At 71.7% G+C, this 18997-nt stretch carries 17 protein-coding genes, 1 tRNA gene and 1 pseudogene; 6 read left to right on the plus strand and 13 right to left on the minus strand.

The features are described 5' to 3' along the window. Window positions 1-1143 carry a polysaccharide pyruvyl transferase family protein gene (locus ABZS37_RS24665; protein WP_355172573.1) on the minus strand — a complete coding sequence of 381 codons (1143 nt, stop codon included), beginning with the start codon at window positions 1141-1143 and terminating at the stop codon, window positions 1-3. Between the two features lie 103 nt (window positions 1144-1246). After that, a complete protein-coding gene (locus ABZS37_RS24670) occupies window positions 1247-1744 on the minus strand; it encodes an N-acetyltransferase (protein ID WP_355172575.1) in 498 nt (165 codons plus the stop codon). Between the two features lie 240 nt (window positions 1745-1984). On the opposite strand from ABZS37_RS24670, the gene ABZS37_RS24675 reads away from it, so the two are divergent. Then, window positions 1985-2119, plus strand: a complete 135-nt coding sequence (locus tag ABZS37_RS24675) for a hypothetical protein (RefSeq protein ID WP_355172577.1) — start codon at window positions 1985-1987, stop codon at window positions 2117-2119. Window positions 2120-2128: 9 nt separating this feature from the next. Here the strand turns inward: ABZS37_RS24675 and ABZS37_RS24680 are convergent, their stop codons facing one another. From ABZS37_RS24680 to ABZS37_RS24690, 3 genes are all read right to left on the minus strand, one after another. Continuing rightward, entirely contained in the window at window positions 2129-2758 is a 630-nt protein-coding gene (locus ABZS37_RS24680; RefSeq protein WP_355172579.1) for an HAD-IA family hydrolase, read from the minus strand. Between the two features lie 171 nt (window positions 2759-2929). After that, window positions 2930-3727: an alpha/beta fold hydrolase gene (locus ABZS37_RS24685; RefSeq protein WP_355172581.1), complete on the minus strand. Its 798-nt coding sequence runs from the start codon at window positions 3725-3727 to the stop codon at window positions 2930-2932. 21 nt (window positions 3728-3748) lie between these two features. After that, window positions 3749-4297, minus strand: coding sequence for a hypothetical protein (locus tag ABZS37_RS24690; protein WP_355172583.1), 549 nt, complete (start codon window positions 4295-4297; stop codon window positions 3749-3751). Window positions 4298-4574: 277 nt separating this feature from the next. Between ABZS37_RS24690 and ABZS37_RS24695 the strand changes: the two genes are divergently transcribed. Further along, on the plus strand, window positions 4575-5267 hold the full coding sequence (locus tag ABZS37_RS24695; RefSeq protein WP_355172585.1) for a hypothetical protein: 693 nt from the start codon (window positions 4575-4577) through the stop codon (window positions 5265-5267). Between the two features lie 56 nt (window positions 5268-5323). Here ABZS37_RS24695 and ABZS37_RS24700 read toward each other — a convergent pair. The 7 genes and pseudogenes from ABZS37_RS24700 to ABZS37_RS24730 all read right to left on the minus strand — a co-directional run bounded on the left by ABZS37_RS24700 (window position 5324) and on the right by ABZS37_RS24730 (window position 11170). Then, window positions 5324-5395 (minus strand) — tRNA-Val (locus tag ABZS37_RS24700). Window positions 5396-5471: 76 nt separating this feature from the next. Further along, the gene (locus ABZS37_RS24705) at window positions 5472-5936 is read right to left on the minus strand and encodes a peroxiredoxin (RefSeq protein WP_355172587.1); all 465 of its coding nucleotides are present in this window, start codon (window positions 5934-5936) and stop codon (window positions 5472-5474) included. An 86-nt stretch (window positions 5937-6022) separates the two neighbouring features. Further along, complete coding sequence (locus tag ABZS37_RS24710; RefSeq protein WP_354996856.1) at window positions 6023-6460, minus strand: DUF3052 domain-containing protein; 438 nt, start codon at window positions 6458-6460, stop codon at window positions 6023-6025. Between the two features lie 112 nt (window positions 6461-6572). Beyond that, window positions 6573-9083, minus strand: a pseudogene (locus tag ABZS37_RS24715) (thiamine pyrophosphate-dependent enzyme); the annotation flags it as partial. Between the two features lie 180 nt (window positions 9084-9263). After that, window positions 9264-9668: a MarR family winged helix-turn-helix transcriptional regulator gene (locus ABZS37_RS24720; RefSeq protein ID WP_355172640.1), complete on the minus strand. Its 405-nt coding sequence runs from the start codon at window positions 9666-9668 to the stop codon at window positions 9264-9266. Window positions 9669-10130: 462 nt separating this feature from the next. Beyond that, window positions 10131-10535, minus strand: coding sequence for a YjbQ family protein (locus tag ABZS37_RS24725; protein ID WP_355172589.1), 405 nt, complete (start codon window positions 10533-10535; stop codon window positions 10131-10133). A gap of 29 nt (window positions 10536-10564) precedes the next feature. Continuing rightward, window positions 10565-11170, minus strand: coding sequence for a hypothetical protein (locus ABZS37_RS24730; RefSeq protein WP_355172591.1), 606 nt, complete (start codon window positions 11168-11170; stop codon window positions 10565-10567). 173 nt (window positions 11171-11343) lie between these two features. Here ABZS37_RS24730 and aceE point away from each other — a divergent pair, with 173 nt between their 5' ends. Beyond that, window positions 11344-14082, plus strand: a complete 2739-nt coding sequence (gene aceE, locus ABZS37_RS24735) for a pyruvate dehydrogenase (acetyl-transferring), homodimeric type (RefSeq protein ID WP_355172593.1) — start codon at window positions 11344-11346, stop codon at window positions 14080-14082. A 186-nt stretch (window positions 14083-14268) separates the two neighbouring features. Here the strand turns inward: aceE and ABZS37_RS24740 are convergent, their stop codons facing one another. Next, window positions 14269-14718 (minus strand): SRPBCC domain-containing protein, encoded by a 450-nt coding sequence (locus ABZS37_RS24740; RefSeq protein ID WP_354996851.1) that lies wholly within the window; start codon window positions 14716-14718, stop codon window positions 14269-14271. 188 nt (window positions 14719-14906) lie between these two features. Here ABZS37_RS24740 and ABZS37_RS24745 point away from each other — a divergent pair, with 188 nt between their 5' ends. Genes ABZS37_RS24745 through gltX form a run of 3 tightly spaced genes read left to right on the plus strand, consistent with a single transcriptional unit; the run spans window position 14907 to window position 18987 of the window. Continuing rightward, complete coding sequence (locus tag ABZS37_RS24745; RefSeq protein ID WP_355172596.1) at window positions 14907-16256, plus strand: GH1 family beta-glucosidase; 1350 nt, start codon at window positions 14907-14909, stop codon at window positions 16254-16256. Then, window positions 16253-17530, plus strand: coding sequence for an MFS transporter (locus tag ABZS37_RS24750; RefSeq protein WP_355172598.1), 1278 nt, complete (start codon window positions 16253-16255; stop codon window positions 17528-17530). Before ABZS37_RS24745 ends, ABZS37_RS24750 begins: the two co-directional genes overlap by 4 nt. Window positions 17531-17577: 47 nt before the next feature. Next, the gene (gene gltX / locus ABZS37_RS24755; RefSeq protein WP_355172600.1) at window positions 17578-18987 is read left to right on the plus strand and encodes a glutamate--tRNA ligase; all 1410 of its coding nucleotides are present in this window, start codon (window positions 17578-17580) and stop codon (window positions 18985-18987) included. Window positions 18988-18997 lie beyond the last annotated feature (10 nt).

Genomic DNA, 18997 nt, shown 5'->3' on the forward strand with positions numbered 1-18997 from the left:
TCAGACCCGGGTGAGGGTCTGGCTGCGCAGGCTCTCCAGCACGCCACGGGTGACCTCCGAGGTGCCCCGCGCCTGCTCGCACACCTCCGCCACTCGTCGGGCGGTGGCTTCGGCGCGCTGCTCCCGCTCGTCCCACAACCGGTCGACCTCGGCCAGTAGCGGCCCCTCGACCTCCCGCTCCACGCCGCGCAGCGCCGGCACGCCGAGCCGCTGGGCCAGGTCGAAGACCTTGCCGGCGTACGGCAGGGGCAGGAACGGTGTGCCGACCATCGCCGCGAAGATCAGGAAGTGCAGGCGCATGCCGACGGCCAGGTCGAAGTGGCGCATGAGCCCGAGCACCTGCTGCGGTGAGTAGGTGCCGTGCAGGATCCGGCCCCGCTCGGCGGCGACCATGTGTGACAGCACCCCGTGGGCGTGCCGGATGTCGTCACGCTCCATTGGCACGAACAGCACGTACGCGTCGATCCGGTGCACCAGGAAGTCGCCGATCTGGGCCAGCAGCCGGTGGTAACCGTCCACATCGAGGCGTTCGGCGGCCCGCCCCGGCTCCCGCACGCTGATCCCGACCAGCCGCTTACCGACCGGCACACCCTCGTCGGCCAGCAGGTGGGCCGGGAACTCCTCCGGTTGCAGGAGGAACGCCGGGTCCGCGGTGACAGTGATCGGGTTGAGCAGCCCGGCCTCCTCCAGCACCATCCGGGACTCCTGGTCACGGACGGTCACCTGGGTCGCACCGGCGAGCGTCTCCCGGACCATGCCGGTGTCCACCGAGTCGCTGAGCGGCCCGACCCCCACCGCGTACGTGATCAGGGGCAGGCCCCGCTCCTGCGCGACCCGGACCACCCGCAGGTAGCGGCGGGCCTCCCGGTCGTAGAGGATACCGCCGCCGCCCAGGATGAGCAGATCGAGCTGGGCCAGGACCAGGGCGGAGTCGGTGCGGCTGACGCCCTCCCAGGGCACCGCCTCGACGTCCGGGTGGGCGGCCCGGGTGTGCTCCGGGTTACGGGAGAAAACGATGATCCGGGCATTCGGCTCCTGCGAACGCAGATCGGCGAGCAGGCCGGTGAGGATCGCCTCGTCGCCGAGGTTTCGCCCACCGTACGAGCCGAGCACACCGATGGTCAGTCCGGCGCCGTGCGTCATCCGTCGCTCCTCCCCAGGTGCGGTCCGCGCCGTTTCCCCGCTGGGCAGGTGAACAGTCCTGCCGGCGGACCGCCCTGGGAGGTCCGGGCCTGCCGTCGCCGGCTCAGCTCGCCGGGTCGATCCGCTTCGCCATCTGCTGTGCGGTCACCTCGAAGCCCAGACTCCGGTAGAGCCCGATCGCCACGGTGTTCGTACCGAAGACATTCAGGCCCAGCTCGGGCACCCCGAGGCGGGCAAGTTCCGCTTCGATGAGCTGAATCATCCGGCGTGCGTGCCCCCGTCCCCGGTGCGCCGGATGCACCTCGATGTTGTGGATCCAGGCACGTTGGGAGCCGGCTGTGTCAGTCGCACCGGCCGTGCCGGGCAGGGTCACCCAGATCCAGCCGACCTCGGTGTCGTCGACCCGGGCCACCCGCAGCAGCGCCCCCTCGGTCGCCGCGCCCGCCGGCAGCAGCTCCCGTAGCTGGTTGGCCGACCGCTCCCGCGCCGCCTCCGGCGTCAATCCCCGGTGCGCCGCCAGGTCCTCGGCGTACGCCTGCTCCAGCGGTTTCCGTAGCCGGGCCAGGTTTTGGTCGGTCATCGGCGTCAGCGTCAACTCCACCGGCTCCACCTCTCCGCGCGTCAGCGTCCAGCGGGTAGTGCAGCAGATCCAACCCGACGCTGCCACCCGCCCGGACCCCGACCTCGGCTCCGGGCCGCCGGGAAATGGGTTGTCCGTCGGTGTGGGTGGGCGCAGCGTGGGGGTGGACGGTGGGGGGATCATGACGGCGGGCACGACACCGAGGCGCTGCTGCGCCGCCTGCCGCTCACCGCCGGGGTCGACCCGGCCGCGCTCACCGGCGTGTACGCCGGGCTGGCCGGCTTCTTCACGGACGGCGCCCGGCGTCCGCCGCCACCGGGCATTCCGACCGTCCGCGCGTTCCAACAGGCCCAGGCTGACGCGCTGCTCCCCTGGCTGGCCCAGCGCATCGCCTGACCTTGCTGGTCAGCGTGCCGTCGGGGCCGACTCCAGCCCGTACGCGAGCTGCGTCAGGTCGGCCAGCCGCAGGTCGCCGTCGAGTCCCTTCAGCGCCGCGGTCATCGCGCCAGCCGCACGCCCCGCCTGCAGCCCGACCTCGGCGTCCTCGACGACCAGACACCGTGCTGCGGGCACGTCGAGCAGCGCGGCAGCGCGCAGGTAGCCCTCCGGGTCCGGCTTGCCGGCGCGCACGTCCTCCACCGTGACCAGCACGGGCGGCTCGATGCCAGCGGCGCCGAGCCGGGCCTCCGCCAGCCGGACGTCGGCGCTGGTCACCACCGCCCAGGGCAACCCCAGCCGGGCCAGCGCCGCCAACAGTTCGTGGGCGCCCGGAGTGGCCGTCACGTCGGACAGGTCGTCGTACTGCAACGCCAACTGCCGTGCTGCCGCCGCTGCGACCGCTGAGTCGTCGAGCGAGGGCAGTAGCCGGCGAATGGTCTGGTCGGCCGGCCTGCCGTGCGCGATCGCCAGCGCCGCCGCCGGCGCGACGGCATACTCGGTCGCCCATCGTCGCCAGGCCCGTTCCACGGCGGCGTCGGAGTACACCAGGGTGCCATCCATGTCGAACAGCACCGCGTCGATCTCTGCCAGCTCCACGATCACACTCCCCGAATACGCTCCGTCACGAGGATAGGGCGCTGCGGATCTGACCGCCGACCAGGTGCCGCCCTCGCGTCCTGTGCGCAGACCAACAGCACGAAACAGAGCTGGCGGAAATTGGACTTCATCAGCTGAGACACCGGGCCCGCCGGCTCACCACCCGGCGGGTCAGGCGCGCGCGCCGACCTCGTGGGTGAGGAAGGACAGCACCGCGGTTGGCAGGGCCGGTGCGCCGACGATGTCGTAGTGCGTGTGCCCGGGCAGTACGGCCAGCCGGGCGGTTGGACGGTCGGTGCCGTCCCCACCGGCGTCGCGATGCCCGCCGCCGAGCAGCCCGAAGAACTCCGCCACGTGACTGGTAGGGATCGAGTCGGCGTCGGCGAAGACCAGCAACGTCGGGATGACCAGCCGGGCCACCTCAGCGGACCAGTCGTAGTCACGGCACAGCAGGTCACCGCTCTTGGCCCAGAGCCGTGGCCAGTCCTGCGGGCGCGGGGCGACGCGCTCGTAGAGCTGATGCGGTGGCGTACCCCGCATCTGCTCGCCGACCCGCTCGTCCTGGGCGGCCATGGCCGCCAGCACCTCCGGGTACCAGCCGGCCCGCTTGCACGGGGTGGAGACCAGCACCAGCCGGCGCACCAGCGCCGGATGCTGGATGGCGGTACGCAGCGCGACACCGCCGCCCAGCGAGTAGCCCAGCACGTCGGCCGTGGACAGGTCGAGGTGCCCGAGCAGCGCGGCGACGTCGTCGGCCATCGTCTCGTAGCGCAGCGGGCGGTCGACGTCGGCGGTGCGCCCGTGGCCCTGCAGGTCGACCGCGATCACCCGACGCCGCTGGGTCAGCGTCGGCACGATCGGGGCGAACATCTCCACCGACCCGTAGCCGCCGTGCAACAGCACCAGCGGACGCCCCGTGCCGTGCGACTCGTACCAGAGCCGCAGCCCGTTGACCTGCGCGTAGCTCACCCGGCCTCCCGCTCGTCCGCGTCACCCGTCCCGATCCAACACGGGGCGAACCACGTCGACGAACGCAACGCGCCGATTCGTCCGTACCTCGATGGCGGCCAGCCAGCGTTCCCGGTGCCGATCGCGAAGCGGGACCACCGCGTCGCCCGGCTCGTCGCCGAGCCGGCGCTGGTCGGCGTACTCCGTCGTGAGGCTGACCAGCACGGACCGGGCCGCCGCAGCGACGTCCGCCGGGCCTTCCAACAACACCAGGTTGTACGCCTCGTCCACGGCGCGCATCGCCGCGTACGTCTCGTCGTAGCCGGGCGTGTGCTCGTCCCCGCCGGGTTCGACCCACCGCCGGTCCAGCCGCCGGTACGCCTGGTCGCAGGCACTCAGGAACCCGACGTACGCCTCGCGCCGCAGCTCGTCCCGACGCGTCGCCCGCCGTTCGGTGTTCTCCTGCCGAGCAGCGGTCAGCTGGTGAGCCAGTTGCCGACGGGTGCTGAACGCGCCGACGAAGCCGGTCAGGGCCGCGGCGGCCAACGTGGACAGTGCGGTGATCAGCGCGACGGCGACGGTGTCCTGCACCCGCCCATCATGGCAGCCGACGGCCCGCCGTCTGGGCGGTGTCACTGCGGTGAACGTTATGACTCTGAGGCATCAATATGCCTCAGAGTCATAGCGCTCGTTCGCGTCCGGCCGACCCCGGAGGGACACGCCGGGCCAACCCGGGGCAAGCCCCGACCGGTTGACCGGGCCGTCTACGGTGCCGGGCATGTCCCTCCGCGTGGCGCGCCTGCTGATCTGGCCGTTCGTCGTGGCCGCGCTCGTCCTACGGGTCTGAGCCGAACTGTGGTTCAAGCCGGTGACCTGGCGGATCGATCCGATCGGCGTCGCCTTTCTGGTCTGGGCGGCCGTCCTGGCCGCCTGTTTCCTGGTGCCGTGGGCCGGTCACGCCCTGCTCACCAGAGGAGTCCGTCAGCGGCCGGCGACCTGGGAGGTGGCGGTCGGGACGGAGAGCTTCGTCGCGTCGGCCAGTCCACGCGGGATGAGCCCCTGGTCGATCCTCCTCGGCTGGCTGGCCGCCGGTGGCGTGCTGACCGAACGGGTTCCGGGCGAGGACCGCCTGCGGCTCGCCGAGATACCCGGCAACATCGCGCTGAGCATCGCCATCCCGGCCGTCGTCCTGGCCGGCACAGCGGCCGTGCTGCTGCTGAACCGGCCGCGACTGACCCTGAACCGCGACGGCATCACCAAGCAGGGGCGGATCCGGCGCACCTTTCTCCGCTGGGACCGACTGCTCCCCGGTGGCCCACCGGCGCCCCGCAGGAGCGGGGCGAACCTCACCCTCATGCGCCAGCCAGCTACGCCGGGCGGCCCACCCGTCCCGTCTCCCCTGCCGACCGGCCCACTGCACGTGGATCCGACCTTCCTCGCGGACACGATCCGCCACTACGTCGAGCACCCCGAGCACCGGTCGGCCATCGGCACGCAACACGAGCTGGACCGACTCCGCACCGCCCTGACCTCCACCGACTCCCGGAGCAGGTTGGCGTGACCGACGTGCCGGGCGTACTCCTCGATCAGCCGGCTGGGGTCGGCAGATGTGAAGGGTGGGCGCGGCAGGTTTCGAACCTGCGACCCCCCGCTTGTAAGGCGGGTGCTCTCCCACTGAGCTACGCGCCCGGATCGCCGTGCGGCGGGCCGGTGGCTGGCAAGCTTACCTTGCTCGCCGTCGGCCCGGGCGCAGGGCGTACCCCGGTCAGGCGGTCGCTTCGGTGATGGCCTTGCGCCAGCCCTGCTGGTCGCGGGCCTCGCCCGGGCCGTTCATCTCGGCGAAGCGGACCACGCCGGCCTTGTCGATGACGAAGGTGCCCCGGTTGGCGAAGCCGGCGACGTCGTTGAACACCCCGTACGCCTCGGCGACGGCGCCGTGCGGCCAGAAATCGGCCAGCATGGGGAACTGGTAGCCCTCACGGTCGGCCCAGATCTTGTGACTGTAGACCGAGTCGACGCTGACCGTGAGCACCTGGACGTCGTCGTTCACGTACTCGTCGAGGTTGTCTCGCACCTCGCCCAACTCGCCCTGGCAGGTGCCGGTGAAGGCGAGCGGGTAGAAGACCAGCAGCACGGTGCGCCGGCCCCGGAAGGCCGAGAGCCGAACCTCCTGGTTGTTCTGGTCCTTCAACACGAAGTCCGGTGCGTCGGCACCAACCTCGATGAGCATGCGAGCTCTCCTCGGGTCGAGTCAGGGGAACGGCCCCAGCCTGCCCACCCGGCGGTCTCGGCCGCCGGGTGCGCGAAGCGGCGGGGCTACTTCTTGACCTTGGCCCCTCGGCGCAGCACCAGACGTGCGCCGCTCCAGTCCCGGCCGGCGTTGACGGTCGAGGTCTGCTGAAGGCCGGCGGTGGGCGCGGACTCCGCGACCTCGCTCGGCTCGACGTGCCCGTCACGCCCCGCCTTCGGGGTGAGCAACCACACGACCCCGTTGTCGGCCAGCGGGCCGAGGGCATCGACGAGAAGCTCGAAAAGGTCACCGTCGCCGTCGCGGTACCAGACCAGCACCGCGTCGACCACCTCGTCGGTGTCCTCGTCGACCAGATCTCCACAGCGGTCGGTCAGGGCGTCCCGGAGATCCTGGTCGACGTCATCGTCGTACCCCATCTCCATGACGACCATCCCCGGTTCGATCCCGAACCGGTCCGCCAGGCTGCGTACCCCGTCGGCGGCCTGACCAGCGGTCGCGCTCACTGTCGCGTGCCTCCTCATCTCGTCCCTGCTCGCGGCGTCGGTGCGACGCCGTCAGGCAGAGTCCACACAGTTGTGCGTCCGCGCGCAAGTGGCGCACCGGGTGGAACGGAATTTACCGTGCCAGCAGCGTACGGGCACCCTCGGTAATGGCTTCCGCGGAGACCAGAACGTGACGTGCTGCCGGACCTAATGGTACAAACGAGTCAACTCCCGCTACTCGACGTGCGGCACCGACATATCCGGCGTCGACCAGCGCGGCGATCACCCCCTCGCCGACCCCGCCGGAACGCCGCGTCTCGTCCACGACCAGCACCCGGCCGGTCGCCGAGGACTCCCGGATGATGTCGGCCACTGGCAGCGGGGCCAGCCAGCGCAGGTCCACCACCCGGGTGCCCACCCCCTCCTCGGCGAGGACGGCCGCAGCCCGCAGCGACATCCGCACCCCGTTACCGAAGGTGATGATGGTCAGGTCGTCTGCCGAGCCGACCCGGTAGACCCGGGCCCGCCCGATCGGCACGTGCCCGGCCACCCAGGCGCCCGGCTCCGCATAGCCGGCCTGCCACTCACCGTCACCCTCGGTATACAGGTCGCGGGTGTGGTAGAGCGCGATGGGCTCCAGGAACACGCAGACGCTGCCGTCCACCGCCGCGCTGGCGAGGCAGGTCCGCAGCATGGGCGCGGCGTCGTCCGGCCGCGCCGGCACCGCGACCACCAGACCGGGCACATCCCGGAGTACGGCCACCGAGTTGTCGTTGTGGAAGTGCCCGCCGAACCCCTCCTGGTACGCCAGCCCCGCCACCCGCACCACCATCGGGTTTCGGAACGCCCCCTGCGAGAAGAACTGCATGGTGGCCGCCTCGCCGCGCAGCTGGTCCTCAGCGTTGTGCAGGTACGCCAGGTACTGGATCTCCGGCACCGGCAGCATCCCGGCCAGCCCCGCGCCGAGGCCCAACCCGAGCACCGACGTCTCGTCGAGCAGCGTGTCGAAGACCCGGGCCGCCCCGAAGCGGTCACGCAGCCCCTTCGTCACCCCGTACACGCCGCCCTTGGCGGCCACGTCCTCACCGAAGATCGCCATCTGCGAGTGGTCGAGCATCCCGTCGGCGAGCGCCGCGTTGATGCTCTGCGCCAGGGTCAACGGGCCGGCCAGCTCCGGCAGCTTGCCGCCGAACGCCTCCGCCCGGGCACCCGCGCCCGGCCCGCTGGCCCGCGCCGCAGCGTCGGCCACCGCCCGCGCCACCCGCATCGGACGACGGGGCGCCAGCGCCGACACCACGTCGGCCGCGGAGGCCAGCTTCGGCTCGCCCAGCACCTCCTCAGCCAGGCGGCGTACCTGCCAGCCGGTCTCGTCGTACCGGGCCAGCAGCTCCTCGCCGGTCGCCACGCCCGCCTCGACGAGCAGCCGCGCGGTGGCGGCCACCGGGTCCCGGTCCAGGTCCTCGGCCAGCTCAGCCGGGCTGCGGTACGCCGACTCCGCGTCGGCCCCGGCGTGCCCCATCAGCCGGACGGTACGCAGGTGCAGCACGGCCGGCCGCCGGTGCCGGCGCACCCAGGCCGCGGCCTCCGCCGCCACCTCGTACGTCTGCACCGGGTCGGCCCCGTCCGCGCTGAAGTAGCGGATACCCGGCTTGGCCCGCAGAGTCGCCTCCACCCAGCCCTCCGGCGAGCGGACGCTGATGCCCAGCCCGTTGTCCTCGCAGACGAAGAGCACCGGGATGCGCAGCCCGGCGTGGTCGTACCAGCCGGCGGTGTTGAAGGCGGAGGTGGCGCTGGCGTGGTTGACCGAGGCGTCGCCGAAGGAGCAGACCACGATGGCATCCGGTGGCCACGGGGCGTGCGCGGCGCCCGGCCCGCTGCCGACCCGGGTACGCCTCCCGGCGCTGTCCAGCCGGCGCAGCCGTTCCACGGCCAGCCCCATCCCGACCGCGCGGGGCAGGTGCGAGGCGATGGTGGAGGTGGTCGGCACGATGGCCAGGTCTGCCCGGCCGAACACCTTGTGCCGGCCACCGGCGATCGGGTCCTGGCTTGAGGCGACCATCCCGCGCAGCATGTCCCGGGCCGCGTCCGCGTACGCCGCGAACCCACCGGCGGTCGGCGCGCTCACAGGCGGCGCGGTCACAGCCGGCTCGGACCCGGACGGCCCTGCGTCGGACGGCCCTGACCCGGACGGTCCTGGCTCGGACGGTCCTGACCCGGACGGCCCTGCGTCGGACGGCCCTGACCCAGACGGCCCTGACCCAGACGGCCCTGACCCGGACGGCCCTGACCCGGACGGCCCTGACCCGGACAGCTCTGACCCGGACGGCCCTGACCCGGACGACCCTGACCCGGACAGCTCTGACCCGGACGGCCCTGCGTCGGACGGCCCTGCGTCGGACGGCTCCGGGTCGGACGGCTCCGGGTCGGCGGCGATCTGCGCGGCGCGGGTGCAGTAGAAGGCGCCGGAGCGGTAGTGCAGAAGCGCCGGATCGGTGGGGCGCAGCGCGGCGGCGACGGCGGCGTTGCCTTCGTGCCCGGCCGAGCCGATGGTGTAGAAACCCTCCCCGAAGCTGCGCAGCCAGCGGCCGGCCAGGTCGAGTTGCCGGCTGGTCACCTGCGCGTCGAACAGGTCCAGCAGTTGCGCGCCGGTCAGTGCGGCGTCGTCGTTGACCGGGTCGGCGGGGTCACGCCGCCGCTCCGCGGCGGGCAGCGCCGCCAGCGTCTCCCGGAACCGGTCGTCGAGATCTTGCGGGGTGGTCACGTCGGACAGCATTACCGACGCGAGCCATGGTCGCCCAGTGGGACACGGCCGGCGCGGGTCGACTCACTCCGGCCCGCAGGGCTCCGGACAGCCACCGTCGGACACCTTCCAGACCAGGTCACGAAGGGTGCTCAGCTCCCGGTCGGTCAGCCCGGACAGGAGTCGGGAGTCGCACATCACCTCGATCACATGGTCCCGTACGCCACGGCCCTTCTCGGTCACCACCAGCGTCTTCTGCCGACGGTCCGCCGGGTCGGTGCGACGCTCGACCAGCCCGGCCTGCTCCAGCTTGTCGACCAGCACCGTCACGTTCGACCGGTCGCAGCCCAGTTGGCCGGCAAGGTCGCGGGCCGGCTGTGGGTGATCGGGGTCCAGCTCATGCAGCGCCCGGGCCGCCGCCGGGGTGAGCCCCAGCTCAGCGAACGCGGAGCCCTGCCGGTGTCGCAGAGCGGCGGTCACGTGCGCCATCCGGCGCACCACGTCGGCGGCGAGACCAGCCCGATCCACCGGTTCACCTGCTACGGAACCCACCTCCTGCGTCACGGCCACATCGTACGCAGCACGCCGATCGTCCAGCTCAGCGATCAGGTTCGGGTCACGGGGCAGGCGTCGCCCTCCGCACGCCCCGCCCTTCACGCCCCCGCCCTCCGCACGCCCCCGCCCTTCGCGCCCCGCCCTTCGCGCGCCCCGCCCTCCGCGTCCGCCCTTCTTCGCGCCCCGCCCTTCGCGCGCCCGCCCTCCGCGCGCCCCGCCCACGCGCGCCCCGCCCTCCGCGTCGATCTAGGGAATATTGCCGCCGATAGAGATCGACTGACGGCAATTTTCCCTAGATCGGCGGGGCTGGGGGCGGGGGGCGGCGGGGGTGGCCGGGGCGGGAGGGGCGGGAGGGGCGGAGGGGGCGGAGGGGGCGGGGGGGGCGGAGGGGGCGGGTCAGGAGGGGAGGAAGGAGAAGCGGACCTGGCGGGTGGGGTTGTCGCCGTTGGTGTCGACCAGGCAGATCGACTGCCAGGTGCCGAGCGCCAACCGGCCGCCGAGCACCGGCAGCGTGGCGTACGGCGGGACGAAAGCCGGCAGCACGTGGTCGCGCCCATGGCCCGGCGAGCCGTGTCGGTGCCGCCAGCGGTCCTCGGTGGGGAGAAGGTCGTCCAGCGCGCTGAGCAGGTCATCGTCGGAGCCCGACCCGGTCTCGATGATCGCGAGGCCGGCGGTGGCGTGCGGCACGAAGACGTGCAGCAGGCCGTCGCCCTCACGGGAGACGAACTGCTGGGCCTCTGCGGTGATGTCCCGGACGGTCGGGCGGGACCCGGTCTGGACAGTGATCACGTCGCTGCGCATACGTCGCATTCTGCCGCAGTGGTACGGATTCAGGAGCCGCCGCCACCACCGGAGTCGCCGCCGCCACCGCCAGACCAACCACCACCCGAATCGCCACCCCCGGACCAGCCACCGCCGGACCCGCCACCCGAGCAACCGCCGGACCAGCCGCCCGAGCCACCGCCGGACCAGCCACCGCCGGACCCGCCACCCAAGCCACCGCTGGACCCGCCACCCGAGCCACCGCCAGACCCGCCGCCCGAGTCGCCACCGGACCAGCCACCCGAATCGCCGCCGGACCCGCCGCCGTAGCCCTCGCCACGCTGATCACCGTCTGAACCGTGACCGCCCTCGTCGTGACCTCGGCGGCTCGACGTGTCCGGGTAGTCGCTCGTCGAGTAGTAGGGCGTCGGCGGGCTGCTGGTCTCGGCGCGCCGCGGGATCGGATCGGACAGGCGACGCGCCACCCGGCGCGGCGCTGGAGCATGCAGGCCGCCGCGCAGTTGGGTCGCGCCGAACACCGCCGCGACCAGGCCGAAGATCATGATCGGCAGCGAGGCAAGGTGACCGGTCAGCAGCACCGGCGCGGCGAGGACCGCCGCGAGCGTGCCAACCGCCAGGAGCGTGCCGCCTGCCACCACCTGTCGCCCGTTCATGCCCGGCACGGTAGTGGGGGCGGACAAGACGGGATCGGGGCGTCGTCGCGCTAAGTTACCGACGGGTACCTGTGTTCAGCGTCGCGTCCGGGGCCCCTAGACGTGACGACGGGTGCCACCAGGGGGCAGGATGGCGCTAGAGACCTATCCCACACACAACCGAGGGAACGCCTGTGGCTACGGAACGCAAGCGCCCGGTGATCAGCGACGGCCTACCGAGCCAGCTTCCGGACATCGACCCTGAAGAGACCAGCGAATGGGTTGAGTCGCTCGACGGTGTCATCGACGAACGCGGCGCCAAACGCGCCCGCTACGTGATGCTGCGCCTGCTGGAGCGGGCCCGTGAGCGCCAGGTCGGGGTTCCGCCCCTGACCACCACCGACTACATCAACACGATCCCGTCGGAACGCGAACCGTGGTTCCCTGGTGACGAGCACGTCGAGCGGCGGATCCGGGCGTACGTCCGGTGGAACGCCGCCATGCTGGTGCACCGGGCGCAGCGCCCGGAGATCGGCGTCGGCGGGCACATCTCCACCTTCGCCAGTTCGGCGTCGCTCTACGAGGTGGGCTTCAACCACTTCTTCCGGGGCAAGAACCACCCGGGCGGCGGCGACCACATTTTCTACCAGGGTCACGCCTCCCCCGGTATGTACGCGCGGGCGTTCCTCGAGGGGCGGCTCAGCGAGCACCAGCTCGACGGGTTCCGCCAGGAGCTGTCGCACCCCGGCGGTGGGTTGCCGTCGTACCCGCACCCGCGGCTGATGCCGGACTTCTGGGAGTTCCCCACCGTCTCGATGGGCCTGGGCGGGCTCAACGCGATCTACCAGGCCCGGTTCAACCGCTACCTGCAGCACCGCGGCATCAAGGACACCTCCCAGCAGCACGTCTGGGCGTTCCTCGGTGACGGTGAGATGGACGAGCCGGAGACGCTGGGCGCCATCGGCCTGGCCGCCCGCGAGGAGCTGGACAACCTCACCTTCGTGATCAACTGCAACCTCCAGCGGCTGGACGGTCCGGTCCGTGGCAACGGCAAGGTGATGCAGGAGCTGGAGTCGTTCTTCCGGGGTGCCGGCTGGAACGTGATCAAGGTCGTCTGGGGTCGCGAGTGGGACCCGCTGCTCGCCGCGGACACCGACGGCGCGCTGGTCAACCTCATGAACACCACGACCGACGGCGACTACCAGACCTACAAGGCGGAGTCCGGCGCGTACGTGCGGGAGCACTTCTTCGGCCGCGACGCGCGTACCCGCAAGATGGTCGACCCGCTCAGCGACGACGAGATCTGGAACCTCAAGCGGGGTGGGCACGACTACCGCAAGCTCTACGCGGCCTACAAGGCGGCCACCGAGCACACCGGTCAGCCGACCGTCATCCTGGCGAAGACGATCAAGGGCTGGACGCTCGGCTCGCACTTCGAGGGCCGCAACGCGACCCACCAGATGAAGAAGCTGACGCTGGAGGACTTGAAGACCTTCCGCGACCGGCTCTACCTGGACATCCCGGACTCGGCGCTGGAGGAGAACCCCTACCTGCCGCCGTACTACAACCCGGGTGAGAAGTCCGAGGAGATCCAGTACCTCAAGGAGCGGCGCGAGCAGCTCGGCGGTTACCTGCCGTCCCGGCGGACCAGCACCAAGCGGCTGGCCATCCCCGGTCCGGAGCGGTTCGCCGACGTCAAGCGCGGCTCGGGCAAGCAGAAGGTGGCCACCACGCAAGCCTTCGTCCGCCTGCTCAAGGACGTGATGAAGGACAAGGAGTTCGGCAAGCGCTGGGTGCCGATCATCCCAGACGAGGCCCGCACCTTCGGTCTCGACTCGATCTTCCCCACCGCGAAGATCTACTCGCCGCACGGCCAGCGCTACACCTCGGTCGACCGGGAGCTGTTCCTGTCGTACAAGGAGTCGACCACCGGGCAGATCCTGCACGAGGGGATCAACGAGGCCGGCTCGGTCGCCTCGTTCACCGCGGCCGGTTCGGCGTACGCCACCCACGACGAGCCGATGATCCCGATGTACATCTTCTACTCGATGTTCGGGTTCCAGCGGACCGCCGACGGGCTGTGGGCGGCGGCCGACCAGATGGCCCGGGGCTTCCTGCTCGGCGCCACCGCGGGGCGGACCACGCTCAACGGTGAGGGCCTGCAGCACGAGGACGGCCACTCGCTGCTGATCGCCGCCACCAACCCGGCGGTGGTCGCGTACGACCCGGCGTTCTCGTTCGAGATCGCGCACATCATGGAGCAGGGCCTGCACCGGATGTACGGGGATGCGCAGGAGAACGTCTTCTACTACCTGACGGTCTACAACGAGCCGACCCTGCAGCCGGCCGAGCCGGCCGACGTGGACGTGGAGGGCCTGCTCAAGGGCATCTACCGCTACTCGCCGGCACCGCAGGTCGACGGCCCGAAGGCCAATGTCCTCGCCTCCGGCACCGGTATGCAGTGGGCGCTCAAGGCCCAGCAGCTGCTCGCCACGGACTGGGGGGTGGCCGCCGAAGTCTGGTCGGTGACCTCCTGGACCGAGCTGCGCCGCGACGCGGTGGAGGCCGAGGAGTACAACCTGCTCAACCCGGGCGCCGAGGCGAAGGCGCCGTACGTCCAGCAGAAGCTGGCCGACGCGGACGGCCCGAAGGTCGCGGTCAGCGACTGGATGCGGGCCGTACCGGATCTGATCGCCCGTTGGGTGCCCGGCGACTACACGTCGCTCGGCACCGACGGCTTCGGCATGTCGGACACCCGGCACGCGCTGCGCCGGCACTTCCACGTCGACGCCGAGTCGATCGTGGTGGCCACGCTGCGGCAGTTGGCCCGCAGCGGCGCGGTGGCGGTCACCGTGCCGGCCGAGGCCGCCAAGAAGTACGCGATCGACGACGTCAACGCCGCCCCGGTCGGCGAGACCGGTGGCGACAGCTGATCCAGCACCATCCAGGAAGGGCCCGGCGCACCCGCGCCGGGCCCTTTTTGGTGCACCCGCACCCTCGCCCCGTACTCCCCGATCGACCGGGCGGACGGCGGGTGAGATGGGGCGGCGGCGGTCCGGGGTCCCTGGCGGGGACCGGGGCCACCGCCGGGGCGGGTGACGCCGGGAGGATGGCTCTGGTCAGCCGACGGCGGCCAGGTCGGTGAGCCGGGCCAGCGAGTCTTCCAGGTCGGCGCCGACCCGACGCAGCCCGAGGCGCAGCAGGGCCGCCTTGACCGGGCCAGCCGGCCAGCGGACCACGATGAGCCGCACGATGGTCCCGCCCTCCTCCTCCTCGTCGGGAGTGAGCTGGACGTAGATCTCGGTGCGCGCCTCCGCACGAGCACCGGCGCCCTTGGCCCGTTCCCGCCAGCCGATCAGAGTCGGCTCCTGATAGGCGATGACCTCGGCCTCATGCGCCGAGCCGCGCCCCGCCTGGACCAGTTGTCGCCGCCCGAAGCCCTCTCCTGAGAGCACTTCGGCCGCGCGGACCCCCGCCAGCCAGGCCGGCAACTGCTCGGCCCGCTGTACGACATCCCAGACCACTTCCATCGGCGCCGCCACGTGCGCACTGCGTTCCACGAGGATCATTTCCGTCTTTCCTCCGGTGAGGACATCCCACGATATCGGCACTCTATGCGCTAAATCGGACTTACCCGGACGGGTTCGGAAAAAGACACGCCGATCAACCATTGCGGATTGCGCCATACCGGCCTATGGCGCATTCATCGAGAGCGCCCTAAAGTCCCGAGCACGTTTCACGTTGACCGGGAGGGCGCATGTCGACCGCACCGATGCCCCAGTTCCCCACCGGCTTCCGCTGGGGCGTCTCCACATCGGCCCATCAGATCGAGGGCGCCACCACGGCCGGCGGACGCGGTCCGTCCATCTGGGACACCTTCGCGCACTCCCCTGGCCGCATCAGCGACGGCAGCAGCGGCGAGGTGGCCTGCGACCACTACCACCGGCACACCGAGGACGTCGCGCTGCTGGCCGGGTTGGGCGTCTCCGGATACCGGTTCTCCATCGCCTGGCCCCGGGTGCAGCCCACCGGCACCGGACCGGCCAACGCGGCCGGCCTGGACTTCTACGACCGCCTGGTGGACGAGTTGCTGGCCGCCGGTGTCGACCCGGTGGCCACCCTCTACCACTGGGACCTGCCCCAACCCCTCGAAGACGCCGGCGGCTGGCTGAACCGCGACACCGCAGCCCGCTTCGCCGAGTACGCCGAGGCGACCGCCACCCGCCTCGGCGACCGGGTCCGGCTCTGGATCACCCTCAACGAGCCGTTCATCCACATGAGCCTCGGCTACGGCATGGGCGTGCACGCCCCCGGCCGGATGCTGCTCTTCGACGCCTTCCCGGTCGCCCACCACCAACTGCTCGGGCACGGGCTCGCGGTCGCCGCGCTGCGGACCCGCACCGCCAGCCCGGTGGCGATCGCCAACAACTACTCGCCGGTGCGGGTGCTCGGTGACCGCGACGCCGACCGGGCCGCCGGTGCCGCGTACCAGGCGCTGCACAACCGCCTCTTCACCGACCCGCTCTTCGGCCGCGGCTACCCGGAGCTGCCCGGCTTCGACCCGAGCGTCGTCCACCCCGGAGACCTCGAAACGATCGCCGCACCGATCGACGTGCTCGGGGTCAACTACTACAACCCCACCGGCGTACGGGCCGCCGAGGAGGGCTCGCCACTGCCGTTCGACCTCGTCCCGCTGGAGGGTTACCCGCGTACGGCCTTCGACTGGCCGGTGGCCCCCGACGGGCTGCACGAGCTGCTCGGCTGGCTGCGCGACACGTACGGCGCCGCGCTGCCGCCCATCGAGATCACCGAGAGCGGCTGCGCGTACGACGACGCACCGGACGCGGACGGGCAGGTGGCGGATCCGGAGCGGATCGCGTACCTCGACGGGCATCTGCGGGCGGTCCGGGCCGCCATCGACGACGGGGTGGACGTGCGCGGGTACTTCATCTGGTCGCTGCTGGACAACTGGGAGTGGGCCGAGGGGTTCACCAAGCGCTTCGGCCTCGTACACGTCGACTACGCCACCCAGGCCCGTACGCCGAAGTCGTCGTACACCTGGCTGCGGGACGTGATCGCGGCCTCCCGGGAGGGGTCGGCGCGGTGACCACCCTCGACCCGACGCCGGCGTCGCTGCCGGCCGCCCTCGCCGAGCCGACCGTGCCGGTGCGGCGCGGTTGGATCGGGTTGATCTTCGCCGCGAACCTCGGGGTCTGGATGGCGTTCTTCACGCCCATCCAGGTGCTGCTGCCGCAGCAGATCGAGCAGATCGCACCCGGCAACAAGGAGAACATGCTGGCCCTGGTCACCGGCCTCGGTGCGCTGGCCGCGGTGCTCGCCAACCCCCTCGCGGGCGCGCTCTCCGACCGGACCTGCCTGCGGGTCGCCGGCCGGGAGTTCGGTCGCCGACACGTCTGGACCGCCGGCGGTGCCCTGCTCGGCGCCGCGGCCCTGGTGCTGCTGGCCCAGCAGCGGACCATCCTCGGCGTCGCCCTCGGCTGGCTCGCCGCACAGGTCTGCTTCAACGCGATGCTGGCCAGCCTCACCGCCGCGATCCCGGACCGGGTCCCGGTGACGCAGCGCGGCGGTGTGTCGGGTTGGGTCGGCATCCCGCAGGCGCTCGGGCTGGTGCTCGGCGCGGTGCTGGTCACCGCCGTGGTCACCGGCAACGCCGCCGGCTACCTGGCCATCGCCGTGGCCATCCTGCTGCTGTCGCTGCCGTTCGCGCTGTTCACCCCCGACGAACCGCTGCCGCGTACGCATCGGCCGGTGCTGCGGACGCGGGCGCTGCTGGCCTCGATGTGGATCAGCCCGCGCCGGCACCCCGATTTCGCCTGGGCCTGGATCACCCGGTTCCTGGTCCAGCTCGGCAACGCGCTGGGCACCCTCTACCTGCTGTACTTCCTCACCGACGGGGTGCGCCACCCCGATCCCGAGGCTGGTCTGCTGGTGCTGATCCTGCTCTACACCCTCGGCATGATGCTGACGGCGGTGATCGCCGGCCGACTGTCGGACCGTTCCGGGCGCCGCAAGATCTACGTGATCGCCTCCGGGCTGATCATGGCGGTGGCGGCGCTGCTGCTCGCGGTCGCGCCGGTCTGGCCCATGGCGATCGTCGCCGCGCTGCTGCTCGGCGCCGGCTACGGCGTCTACCTCTCGGTGGACGCCGCGTTGATCACCCAGGTGCTGCCCCGGGCCACCGACCGGGCCAAGGACCTCGGCGTCATCAACATCGCCAACTCGGCGCCGCAGGTGCTCGGCCCGGCGCTCTCCGCCCCGCTCGTGGTGTACCTGGGCGGTTACCCCACGCTCTACGCGGTCACCGCCGTGGTCACCCTGATCGGCAGCGCCCTGGTCGTCAAGATCCGCTCAGTTCCCTGACCGGCCCGCCGGACAATGCGCTGGCCGCCGCCCGTAGGCTGGGGGACGTGACGGTACGTGTGCGCTTCGCCCCCTCCCCGACCGGTATGTTCCACGTCGGCGGTGCCCGCTCGGCACTGCAGAACTGGATCTACGCCAAGCAGCAGGGCGGGGTGTTCGTGCTGCGCATCGAGGACACGGACGCGGCGCGCAACAAGCCCGAGTGGACCGAGGGCATCCTCTCCGCGCTGGACTGGATCGGCATCTCCCGGGGCAGCTACGAGGGCCCGTACTTCCAGTCGCAGAACGCCGGCGAGCACCGGGCCGCCGCCGCCCGGCTCTACGAGTCGGGCCGCGCCTACTACTGCGACTGCACCCGCGAGGACGTGCAGGCCCGCACCGGCTCGCAGTACCAGGGCTACGACGGCTACCACCGCGACCGCGACCTCGGCCCCGGACCGGGGCACGCGCTGCGCTTCCGTACGCCGGACGAGGGTACGACCGTGGTGGTCGACCTGATCCGCGGCGAGCCCACCTTCGAGAACAAGCTCATCGAGGACTTCGTCATCGCCCGGGGCGACGGTTCGCCGGTCTTCCTGCTGGCCAACGTCGTCGACGACATGACCATGGGGATCACCCACGTGATCCGGGCCGAGGAGCACCTGCCCAACACCCCCAAGCAGCAGCTGCTCTGGGAAGCCCTCGGGGTCAAGCCGCCGGTCTGGGCGCACGTGCCGGTGGTGGTCAACGAGAAGCGGCAGAAGCTCTCCAAGCGCCGGGACAAGGTCGCCCTGGAGGCGTACCGCGACGAGGGTTACCTCGCCGGCGCGATGCGCAACTACCTCATGCTGCTCGGCTGGGCTCCCTCCGGCGACCGGGAGATCGTTCCCTGGTCGGTGATCGAGGACGAGTTCCGGCTGGACGAGGTCAATCTCTCCTCGGCGTTCTTCGATGAGAAGAAGCTGCGCTCGTTCAACGGCGAGTACATTCGCGCGCTGCCGGTGGCCGAGTTCATCGACGCCTGCCAGCCGTGGCTGACCGGCACCGGGACCATCGCGCCGCCCCCGTGGCAGCCCGAGGAGTTCGACGCCGACGCGTTCGCCGCCGTGGCGCCGCTGGCCCAGACCCGGATCACGGTGCTCAGCGAGATCGTGCCGAACGTCGACTTCCTCTTCCTGGCCTCGCCGCTGATCGACGAGGCCGCCTGGGCCAAGACGATGAAGGACGGCTCCGCCGAGCTGCTGGACGCCGCCATCGCGGCGTTCGACGCGCTGGAGTCCTGGGACGCCGAGTCGCTGAAGTCGACGCTGGAGGCGGTCGGCGCCGAGCGTGGTCTCAAGCTCGGTAAGACCCAGGCGCCGGTACGGGTCGCGGTCACCGGCCGCACCGTGGGCCTGCCGCTGTTCGAGTCGCTGGAGGTGCTCGGTCGCGAGCGCACCCTGACCCGGATGCGCGCCGCCCGACTCCGCCTGGTCTGAACGCCTCCGC

Source organism: Micromonospora sp. NPDC005413, from assembly GCF_040606435.1.
Lineage (GTDB): Bacteria > Actinomycetota > Actinomycetes > Mycobacteriales > Micromonosporaceae > Micromonospora.